Annotated in this window: 7 protein-coding genes; all 7 read left to right on the top strand. The window is 66.2% G+C overall.

What is annotated here, in order from left to right; all coding sequences use genetic code 11:
• The coding region (locus FNH04_RS31260) for a response regulator transcription factor (RefSeq protein ID WP_152789141.1) at positions 1-215 on the top strand (215 nt) is incomplete at its 5' end.
• 141 nt (positions 216-356) lie between these two features.
• Positions 357-1,385 (top strand): Clp protease N-terminal domain-containing protein, encoded by a 1,029-nt coding sequence (locus FNH04_RS31255; protein ID WP_152789140.1) that lies wholly within the window; start codon positions 357-359, stop codon positions 1,383-1,385.
• Between the two features lie 307 nt (positions 1,386-1,692).
• Positions 1,693-4,125, top strand: coding sequence for a type I restriction-modification system subunit M (locus FNH04_RS31250; RefSeq protein WP_152789139.1), 2,433 nt, complete (start codon positions 1,693-1,695; stop codon positions 4,123-4,125).
• On the top strand, positions 4,125-5,312 hold the full coding sequence (locus tag FNH04_RS31245; RefSeq protein ID WP_152789138.1) for a restriction endonuclease subunit S: 1,188 nt from the start codon (positions 4,125-4,127) through the stop codon (positions 5,310-5,312). Before FNH04_RS31250 ends, FNH04_RS31245 begins: the two co-directional genes overlap by 1 nt.
• Positions 5,309-8,401 carry a type I restriction endonuclease subunit R gene (locus tag FNH04_RS31240; protein WP_152789137.1) on the top strand — a complete coding sequence of 1,031 codons (3,093 nt, stop codon included), beginning with the start codon at positions 5,309-5,311 and terminating at the stop codon, positions 8,399-8,401. The genes FNH04_RS31245 and FNH04_RS31240 overlap by 4 nt, the downstream gene beginning before the upstream one ends.
• Positions 8,388-9,116: a M48 family metallopeptidase gene (locus FNH04_RS31235; protein ID WP_152789136.1), complete on the top strand. Its 729-nt coding sequence runs from the start codon at positions 8,388-8,390 to the stop codon at positions 9,114-9,116. The genes FNH04_RS31240 and FNH04_RS31235 overlap by 14 nt, the downstream gene beginning before the upstream one ends.
• A gap of 318 nt (positions 9,117-9,434) precedes the next feature.
• Positions 9,435-11,003, top strand: coding sequence for a S8 family peptidase (locus tag FNH04_RS31230; RefSeq protein WP_152789135.1), 1,569 nt, complete (start codon positions 9,435-9,437; stop codon positions 11,001-11,003).
• The last annotated feature ends 344 nt before the right edge of the window (positions 11,004-11,347 follow it).

Genomic DNA, 11,347 nt, shown 5'->3' with positions numbered 1-11,347 from the left:
TCGGCGCCCTCACCCCCCGTGAACGCGAGGTCCTCTCCCTGGTCGCGACGGGCCTCGCCAACGCCGAGATCGCCACTCGCCTGGGCGTCGCCACGGGCACCGTGAAGACCCATGTCAACGCTCTCCTGAACAAGCTGGATCTACGGGACCGGGTGCAGGCGACGATCTTCGCGTACGACACCGGCCTGGTGCGGCCGAAACCGCCGCTCGGCTGAAGGGTGTGCGCGGCGCCGGGCGTTGAACCGTTGGTCCCTGTACCTCAGGGTGCAGAAGCAGATCCTTCTCCGGAGCGACGCCGCCTGCCACCCCGGTCAGGGAGGCTGCTGTGCACGAGCAGCGGGAAGAGGAAAGGCCGTATGGAAGCGATCAAGTCGCCCGACTGGAACATCGTGGGAATCCTGGGGGCCGCTCGGGGCGCGCAGGCGGGCGCCGGGGGAGCCATCGGCACCGAGCACCTACTGGCCGGCATCACCACGGCCAAGGGGCCGGCGCGTGAAGCACTGGTGGAGGAAGGGGCGACCAAGACCGCGCTGCTGGCGGTGTTGCGGGACAGGATGGACAGGAACGACGCGTGGAGCGCCGGCGACGACGCGGAGGGAAGCGTTGCCTCGAAGGACGTCCTGGGGGACGACGGTGATCGGCACACCCACTTCACGGGCGCCGCGGCCAGAGCGCTGACCGCCGCGATGGGGCACGCGCGGCGGGAGGACGCGGCGAAGTTCGGCGCCGGGCATCTGCTGAGGGGACTGCTGGAGGAGGACAACCGCGCTGTGGAGCTGCTGGGCGCATGCGGCATCTCACCGCAGGCCGTACACGCCCGCCTCGACGGTGGCTCCGGGAGCCAGGAGGATCGCCTCAACCCTCTGCTGCACGCCACCCGCGACGTACTCCTCGGCCGTGACCACTATCGTCGGATGCCCTTCTGGATGCGGTGGATGACCCGATTCAGTGGGGTCAACTGGGCGTCCCTGCCTGCCGGTTGGGTCAGACTCGAGACCTACGAGCAGGCACGTCGTCTCGGCGACGGCGTGGTGGGCACCGAGCATGTACTGCTCGCGATCCTGGCCACCCACGAGGTCGCGCTCCAGTACCCGCATCTGTCGGGGGAGGGCGCCCCCGGCCAGGACACCCGGTACGCGGGCGGCGAGCAACTGGCCCGCCTGGGCGTCGACTACGCCTCGGTTCACCGTGTGCTGACCGCCGGTGACCGGGTGCACCTGACGGCCGACGCCCGGCCCGTCGAGCAGTACGTCGACGAGGCCGCGGGCCCGAACCTGGTGAGTACGGCCGATCCGGGCACCGGCCCCCTGGTCGAGGCCCTCCTGAGAGAGGAGACCCGCGCCCGGCAGCTGCTCGACGCGCTGATCGGCACTCCCGGCAACTGACAGGGCATGTGGTCCTGGGCCCACCCGGCGGCTCGACGGGTCCTTCCGCGTGTGATCGCCGGGCGGGCGGTGACGTACCACGGCACCGAGACGCACACGGTCCGCACACTGCTGACCGCGTTCTGTCTCTCTTCCCGCCCGGGCTGTGCAGTCGCCCTCTCTACTACGCTTTCCCGCGTGGTCGCGGCTGCCGCCTGAAGCGGTACTGGCGCCGGCGGCCGGCAGGCGGCCGCGCGACGTGCGTCACGCCGCAGGCATCAGGACCGGTGGCCCGTGTGACCACCTTGACGTACCGGGAAGAAGAGCCTTGGCCCTCAAGAAGACAGACCTCTACAGCTCGCTCTGGAAGAGCTGTGACGAGCTGCGCGGCGGGATGGATGCCGGCCAGTACAAGGACTACATCCTCACCCTGCTCTTCGTGAAGTATGTCTCCGACAAGGCCAAGGCCGACCTCGACAGCCTCATCGACGTACCGCCCGGCGGTTCCTTCGACGACATGGTCGCCGCCAAGGGTGACAAGGAGATCGGCGACCGCTTCAACAAGATCATCAGCCGGCTCGCCGACGCGAACGACCTGCGTAACGTCATCGACCTCGCCGACTTCAACGACGAGGAGAAGCTCGGCAAGGGCAAGGAGATGCAGGACCGGCTCTCCAAGCTCGTCACGATCTTCAGTGACCTGGACTTCCGGGGCTCCCGCGCCGAGGGGGACGACCTTCTCGGCGATGCCTACGAGTACCTGATGCGCCACTTCGCCACGGAGTCGGGCAAGAGCAAGGGCCAGTTCTACACGCCTGCCGAGGTCTCTCGTGTGTTGGCCAGGGTGGTCGGGATCACCAAGGACACCAGCCAGGACCAGACGGTCTACGACCCGACCTGCGGCTCCGGCTCGCTGCTCCTGAAGGTCGCTGCCGAAGCACCGCGCGGCATCACGATCTACGGCCAGGAAAAGGACAACGCCACGTGGGCGTTGTCCAAGATGAACATGATCCTGCACGGGAACGCGGACGCCGACATTCTCAAGGGCGACACCATCACGAGCCCGCAGTTCACCAAGGGGCACGTGCTTGAGACGTTCGACTTCGCGGTCGCCAACCCGCCGTTCTCGGTCAAGTCCTGGAGCAACGGACTGGAGCACGACTACGGCCGTTTCGAATACGGCCGGCCCCCGGAGAAGAACGGCGACTACGCCTTCTTGCTGCACGTTCTCAAGTCGCTCAACAGCACGGGCAAGGCAGCGGTCATCCTCCCGCACGGTGTGCTCTTCCGCGGCAACGCCGAGGCCGATATCCGCCGGCGCCTCCTGAAACAGGGGTTCGTCAAGGGCATCATCGGCCTCCCCGTGAACCTCTTCTACGGGACCGGCATCGCTGCCTGCGTCATCGTGCTCGACAAGGAGAACGCCGTCGGCCGCACCGGCGTCTTCATGATCGACGCGTCCAAGGGCTTCATCAAGGACGGCAACAAGAACCGCCTCCGCAGCCAGGACATCCACAAGATCGTCGACACCTTCACGCGTCAGATCCCGATCGACCGCTACTCGCGCATGGTCCCGCTGTCGGAGATCGCCGACCCGAAGAACGACTACAACCTCAACCTCCCCCGTTACATCGACTCCTCCGAGCCCGAGGACATCCAGGACCTCCATGCGCACCTGCACGGCGGCATCCCCGACCGGGACCTCGACGCGCTCAGCGGTTACTGGGACGCCTTCCCCCGGCTGCGCGCCCAGCTGTTCCAGCCGAACCGTCCCGGCTACAGCGACCTGACCGTCGACGTGAGCGAGGTTCAGCAGGCGATCCTCGAATCGCCCGAGTTCGACGAGTTCACCGACGAGGTCGGTGAACTCGTCGCCGAGTGGTTCGGTGCCCATCGTGAGCGACTCGAGGAGATCACCGCCGACACCCTGCCGAACGACCTCATCGCCACCATCGGTGACGACCTGCTCGCGCGCTTCAAGCCAGTGCCCCTGCTGGACGAGTACGACGTTTACGAGCAGCTCATGACGTACTGGCACGACACCGTTCACGATGACGTCTTCATCATCATGAACGACGGCTGGAAGGGGGCCGCTGAGCCGCGAAGGATCACCGTGGATCAGGGCCGCAGATTCTCCGAGACGCCCGACCTCGTAGTGGGCTCGGGACGCAGCGCCGTCAAGTACAAGATGGACCTCGTCCCACCGGCTCTGATCGTCGCGCGCTACTTCGCGAAGGAGCGGGCCGAAGCGGACGCGCTGGTGACGGCGGCGGAGGACGCCGGCCGCGAGATCGAGGAGTACGTCGAGGAGCACGCCGTCGAGGACGGTCTCCTGGCGGGTGCCATGGACGACGACAAGATCAACAAGGTACTCGCATCGGCCCGCCTCAAGGTCGCGCGGCATGAAGGCGCGGACGCTGACGAGGTAGCCGCCCTGACCCACCTGATCAAGCTGTACAACGCGGAGGCCGTGGCCAAGAAAGCCGTCAAGGAAGCAGAAGCGGCACTCAACCTCGCCACACTGAAGAAGTACGGCGATCTCACGGAAACCGACGTGCGGACACTCGTGCTGGACGACAAGTGGCGCACGGTCATCACGGCGCGCGTGGAATCGGTGGCTGAGTCGCTCACGCTCACCCTGATCGAACGCATTCATGAACTCGGTCGGCGCTACACGGAGACGGCCGGTGCGATCGAGGCCGAACTGGAGGCAGTCTCTGCCCGCCTCGCGGATCACTTCGCCGCCATGGGGGTGCGGTGATGAGCCGCCATGCCACGCAGGGCGAGTTCACGACACTGGGCGAGATCGTCACTCGTACCGGAGGTGTGATCCAGACGGGGCCCTTTGGAAGCCAACTCCACGCAAGTGACTACACCTTGCTCGGAACTCCGCTGATCATGCCGATGAACCTGGGCGACAACGAGGTCATCGAGGCGGGTATCTCGAGGGTCGGCGACAAGGACGCCCGCCGCCTGCGGCGGCACGCTCTGCGCAAGGGTGACATCGTGTTCAGCCGCCGAGGCGACGTCGGCCGCAGATCGATCATCCGGGCGGAACAGACAGGCTGGCTCTGCGGAACAGGCTGCCTCGCCGCTCGCTTCGGTACCAGGCTCAGCGAGGTCAACGCGGAGTATGTGGCCCACTACCTGGGCTCATGGCCGGCCCAGACCTGGTTGCAGGACAACGCCGTCGGCGGGACGATGCCCAACCTGAACACGGCGATCCTGTCTGCCCTGCCCGTTCACCTTCCGGCACGGGCCGACCAGGACGCCGTCGTCGCCGTGCTCGAAGACGCACAGGCCACCGTCGAGCACATCAACATCCTGATCGCCAAGAAGCAGGCGATCAGGCAGGCACTCATGCAGCAGCTCCTCACCGGCAGGACACGACTTCCCGGCTACCGGGAAGAATGGACCACCAGCCCGCTCAAGGATTTTCTTCCTCTGCAGCGAGGATTCGACCTGCCGAACTCCCAGGTCGTGAAGGGGCCGTACCCTGTCGTGTACTCCAACGGGATCGCTCGGCACCACGTGAAGGCCATGGTCAAGGGCCCGGGCGTGGTCACGGGGCGTTCAGGGACGATCGGCAGGGTGCACCTCGTCGAAGAGGACTACTGGCCGCACAACACGTCGCTGTGGGTCACGAGTTTCGAGCGAATGGACGTCACATTCGCCTACTACTTCCTCACGCACCTCGGGCTGGAACGGTTTGCCAGCGGTTCGGGAGTGCCCACCTTCAATCGGAACGACGCTCATTCTTTTGAGATCACCGTGCCGTCGGACCGTGCGGAACAGAAAGCGATCGCTGAGGTGCTGTCCGCCGCGGACGAGGAAGTCGGGATTCTGCGACGTCGGCTGGACAAGGCCCGGTCGGTCAAGAGGGGCATGATGCAGGAGTCCCTCACAGGACGGATGCAGCTGTCTGTCCAGGGGGAGCCGACGGCATGAGTGATGTCGGGCAGGTCGAGCGCGAGGCGCAGAACCGGGTCGTGCGACTGTTCACGGAGAAACTGCGATACCGCTACCAGGGAAGCTGGGAGTACCGCACGGGCAACTCGAACATCGAGGTCGAGTTGCTGGAGTCGAACCTGCGCGCCCGCGGCTACGACAGGGCCCTGGTCGGCAAGACCATCGAGCAGCTGAGGAAGGCCGCCTCGCTCGGTGGCGGCCGCGATCTTCACGAGGCGAACCGTCACGTCTACGAGCTGCTGCGCTACGGGGTGAAGGTCAAGCCGGGTGCCGGCGAGCAGTACGAGACGGTCTGGCTCATCGACTGGGCCGACCCGCAGGCCAACGATTTCGTGGTGGTCGAGGAGGTGACGATCGTCGGGCAGCAGACGAAGCGGCCCGACATCGTGCTCTACGTCAACGGCCTGGCGCTGGTGACTCTGGAGCTCAAGCGCTCCCGAGTAGCCGTCAGCGAGGGAATTCGGCAGACGATCGGCAATCAGAAGCCGGATTTCATCCGGCCGTTCTTCTCCACAGTCCAGCTCGTGTTGGCCGGCAACGACGTGGAAGGTCTGCGTTACGGGGTCATCGACACGCCCGAAAAGTACTGGCTGGAGTGGAAGGAGCCATCCGACGTCGAGGAGCCACTGGACCGTGCGCTGCTCCAGATGTGCGACACGACGCGGCTCCTGGAGCTGATCCACGACTTCACGGTCTTCGACTCCGGTGTCCGCAAGGCATGCCGCCACAACCAGTACTTCGGCGTCAAGGCTGCGCAGGACCGTATCGCCCGACGCGAGGGCGGCATCATCTGGCACACCCAGGGCTCGGGCAAGTCGCTCACGATGGTGTGGCTGGCGAAGTGGATCCGGGAGCACCAGGAAGACGCCAGGGTCCTGCTGATCACCGACCGCACCGAGCTCGACGAGCAGATCCAGAAGGTTTTCAACGGCGTCGACGAGCAGATCTATCGCACCAGCAGTGGCGCGGATCTCCTGGACACCCTGAACCGGTCGACCGAGTGGCTCGTGTGCTCCCTGGTACACAAGTTCCGCGGCCCGGTGGACGGTGAGGCCGGTGACGAGGCGGAGAGCGAATTCATCAAGGAGCTCAACGCCAAGATCCCACAGGACTTCGAGGCAAAGGGAAACCTGTTTGTCTTTGTCGACGAGGCGCACCGCACCCAGTCCGGCAAGATGCACGCCGCAATGAAGAAGCTGTTGCCGGGCGCCATGTTCATCGGCTTCACGGGGACGCCGCTGCTGAAGGCCGACAAGGCCTCCAGCATGGAGACCTTCGGTTCGTTCATTCACACGTACAGGTTCGACGAGGCCGTCGAGGACGGCGTCGTACTCGACTTGCGCTACGAAGCCCGCGCCATCGACCAGCACCTGACATCACCTGCGCAGGTGGACAGATGGTTCGAGGCCAAGACCAGGGGCATGACCGATCTTTCCAGGGCGGAGCTGAAGAAGCGCTGGGGGACGATGCAGAAGGTCGTCTCCTCCGAACCCCGGGCGAAGCAGATCGTGCAGGACATCCTTCTCGACATGGAGACCAAACCTCGCCTGATGGACGGGCGGGGCAACGCCATGCTCGTAGGGGCAAGCATCTATCAGGCGTGCAAGTTCTACGAGCTGTTCTGCAACGCGGGATTCCACGGCAAGTGCGCGATCGTCACCAGCTATGCCCCGAGTCCGGGAGACATCTCCAAGGAGGACTCCGGCGCGGGACAGACGGAGAAACTGCGCCAGTACGGCATCTACCGAAAGATGCTCGCTGACCACTTCGGAGAGTCCGAAGACGCTGCCATGGCGAAGGTCGAGCAGTTCGAGAAGGAGGTCAAGAAGCAGTTCGTCGAAGAGCCTGGCCGGATGCGCCTGCTCATCGTGGTCGACAAGCTTCTGACCGGGTTCGACGCCCCGAGCGCAACGTACCTCTACATCGACAAGAAGATGCGCGACCACGGCCTGTTCCAGGCCATCTGCCGGGTCAACCGGCTCGATGGGGACGACAAGGAATTCGGCTGCGTCGTCGACTACCAGGACCTGTTCAATTCCCTTCAGGACACCATCAGGGACTACACCTCGGGAGCGCTCGACGGCTACGAACGAAAGGACATCGAGGGCCTGCTGACCGGCCGGATCGACAAAGCGCGGGAGAGCCTCGACGAGGCCCTGGAACGTGTCCGCGCGCTGTGCGAGCCGGTCGCGCCGCCCCGGAACACGCTCCAGTACCAGCAGTACTTCTGCGCTGCCGAGCAGGGCAATGCCGATCAGCTCAGGGCAAACGAGCCCAAGCGCGTCGAGCTCTACAAGGCTGTTGCCGCAGTCACTCGCGCCTTCGCCGATCTGGCGAACGACATGACGGCCGCCGGATACACAGCCCGGGAGGCCGAGGACATCCGGCAGGAGATCCGCCACTACGCGGACGTTCGCGACGAGGTGAAGCTCGGTGCGGGCGAGGACGTCGACTTCAAGCAGTGCGAGGCCGGTATGCGCTTCCTGCTGGACACCTACATCCAGGCCGATGCGTCCGAGACCGTGTCCGACTTCGAGGACACCGGTCTCGTCCAGCTCATTGCCGAACTGGGTGCCGGCGCTCTCGACAGGCTACCGAAGGGGATCAGGAGCAGCCCCGAGGCCGTCGCCGAGACGATCACCAACAACATACGCAAGCTGATCATCGACGAGCGTGCCACGAACCCGAAGTACTACGACAAGATGTCGGAGCTGCTCGACGCCATCATCGAGGAGCGGCGCAGGGGCGCGATCGAGTACCAGGAGTACCTTGCCGAACTGCTGGAGGCCGCCGGCCGGCTCGGCAGAGGCGATTCCGGCAGCACGTACAGGTACCCGGCGTGGGCTGACAACGGCGCGAGGAAGGCACTGGTCGACTTCTTCCTCACCGATGAGCGCTTGGCCGCCGAGGTGGACACGGCGGTGCTGCACTCCAAGCCGCATGCCTGGGTGGGGAACGCGCTCAGGGAGCGGAAGGTGCGCAACGCGATCAAGCGCGCGCTCCCCGACGGATTCGACCGGATCGATGAACTCTTCGAACTGGTGAAAGCAAGGCATGAGTACCACTAGCGCCCACTTCGCTGTCCGGGGCATCGACGTCCAGGTGGTCTACAAGGACATCAAGAACCTGCACATCGGCGTCTACCCGCCCATGGGGCGCGTCCGGGTGGCAGCCCCCCGGCAGCTGGACGACGACCAGGTTCGCCTGGCCGTCATCCAGCGGTTGCCGTGGATCAAGCGCCAGCAGGATCGACTGCGCTCAGCCCAGCGGCAGTCAGTACGCGAGATGGTCACCGGCGAGTCCCACTACGTCTGGGGTGTGCGACGCCGCCTGAAGGTCATCGAGCGCCCCGGGCGCCCGCATGCCGAAATCGACGGCGACCGACTGTTGCTGTACATGCCCGTGGGCGCGAGTGATGAGCGTCGCCGTCACCTGCTCGACCAGTGGTACCGCGAGCAACTCCGTCAGGCGGTTCATGCGCTCATCGAGCGCTGGGAGCCGAAGCTGGGGGTTTCGGTGCCGTGGTGGGGCATCCGACGTATGAAGACGAAGTGGGGCTCCTGCAACCGGGAGACCCGCCGTCTGTGGTTCAACTCGGAACTGGCCAAGAAGCATCCGGAGTGCCTTGAGTACGTCGTCGTCCACGAGATGGTCCATTACCTCGAACGAGGGCATGGCCCTCGATTTTCCGGACTGATGGACGGTTTCCTGCCGGACTGGCGAAGCCGACGCGACGCGTTGAACGCGGCACCGCTCTCCGAGGAACAGTGGACAGGGCATTGAGCGGGGTTCCGGTCTGCTTCGGGCTATGAGTTTCGGTGATGTTATGTCATGACTAGTGCAACTCTTCCGAGTTATATCCATGCAAGGCCCCTTGTGTAATTCCCGTGAGACTCAGCAATCTTTCGCTGAAGCACAGGAAGAGCCGGGGAACAGCACAGGGGCCGCGCGGCTGGTCGGAAAGTCGCACGGGAGCCCCTGCGCGCAGTATTGGCATGCTCATGACTTCCCCGTCTCTTCGGCGCGCGGGTGCCAGGCAAGCACGGCGTCGTCCCGCACACGCGCCACCACACCCCCCACCGATCGAAGAGGACCCCTCAGATGGCAGTGATGCGTCAGACCTGGCGAAAACTGGCCGGTGCGACCACGGTGGCACTCGCTCTCGGTCTCGCCTCCCCCCTGGCCGCGAACGCGGCCGCACCCGAACCGCACCGCCCGATCCAGTACGCGGGCGCGGCGGGCACCATCAAGGACAGCTACATCGTGGCCCTGAAGGAGGGCACCGCGAAGGCCGACTCGGTCAAGGGCAAGGGCCTGGCCAAGGCCTACGGCGCGTCCATCGAGCACACGTACACGAAGGCGCTCAACGGCTACGCGGTCGAGGTCCCGGAGGCCGGCATGAAGCGCTTCGCCGCCGACCCGGCCGTCGACTTCGTCGTCCAGAACCGTACGTTCACGATCGACGCGACCCAGTCCAACCCGCCCTCCTGGGGGCTGGACCGCATCGACCAGGCGTTGCTCCCGCTCAACCGGAGCTACAGCTACGACGACACCGCCGGCGAGGGCGTCAACGCCTACATCATCGACACCGGTGTCCGCATCACGCACAGGGACTTCGGCGGCCGGGCCTTCAACGGCTATGACGCCGTCGACAAGGACAACACCGCCCAGGACGGCAACGGCCACGGCACGCACGTCGCCGGAACCGTCGGCGGCACGGCCTACGGCGTCGCCAAGAAGACGAGGATCTTCGGAGTCCGCGTGCTGAACAACTCCGGTCAGGGGACGACCGCGCAGGTGGTCGCGGGCATCGACTGGGTGGCGGCCAACGCCGTCAGGCCGGCCGTCGCCAACATGAGCCTCGGCGGCCCCGCCGACACCGCGATCGACACCGCCGTGCGCAACTCCATCGCCTCAGGCATCCCCTTCGCGGTCGCGGCCGGCAACGAGTCGGTCAACGCCTCCACCACGTCGCCCGCCCGCGTCGCCGAGGCCATCACCGTCGGTGCCACCACCAGTTCCGACTCGAGGGCCGGATACTCCAACTACGGAAGCGTCCTGGACCTGTTCGCCCCCGGCTCCTCCATCACCTCGGCCTGGCACACCAGCGACACGGCGGCCGTCACCATCTCCGGTACGTCGATGGCGGCCCCGCACGTCGCCGGAGCCGCCGCGCTGTACCTGGCGGACAACCCCGCCGCCACGCCCGCGGCCGTCCAGACGGCCCTGGTCGCCTCCGCCACCACCGGCGTCGTCACCAACCCGGGCACGGGCTCGCCCAACCGCCTCCTCAACGTGAGCGGCGGCGGGACGCCGCCCCCGCCCGGCCCGCGTTTCGAGAACACCGCGGACTACCCGATCTCCGACTACGCGACGGTCGAGTCACCGATCACCGTGAGCGGTGTCCCCGGGAACGCGCCCTCGTCGCTGAGCGTGGCCGTGAACATCGTCCACACGTACATCGGCGACCTCCAGGTGCAACTGATCGCCCCCGACGGCACGGCGTACACCCTGAAGGCGTACGGCACCGGCGGCAGCGCGGACAACATCGCCACCACGTACACGGTGGACGCCTCCTCCGAGGTGGCGGGCGGGACGTGGAAGCTGCGGGTCAGTGACAACGCGGCGCAGGACGTCGGGCGCATCGACTCCTGGGCGTTGCAGTTCTGACGTCTCCTCAGCCGCCCGCGGCGCAGTCCTCGTCCTCGCGGTAGGGCACCGGGTCCGTGACCCGGCCCGCCGCGAGGACGAGGCGTGAGGTCGTCCCCCGTCTCCGCCGTGCCCACCACCATCGAGGCCAGGTCGTGGCGGGCGGCCGGGCCGAACGCGACGGTCGTGACGTCCGGCGTCGGAGGTTCGGGCCAGGTGTCGGGCGGTCAGCCCGTCGACCGCCTGAATCGTCGCGTTCGTGACCCCCGTACCGCGCCCGTCCGGCCCGCGCTTACCATGCGCCCAGGTCGTACGTCAGTTCCCCGCACCCCTGGACGAGAGGCGACGGTACTCGTGGCCACACC

Origin of the sequence: Streptomyces phyllanthi (assembly GCF_009377205.1) — a bacterium.
GTDB classification, from domain to species: domain Bacteria; phylum Actinomycetota; class Actinomycetes; order Streptomycetales; family Streptomycetaceae; genus Streptomyces; species Streptomyces phyllanthi.
Note: the sequence above shows the minus strand (reverse complement) of the source record. Positions and strands in the feature narration are given on the sequence as shown.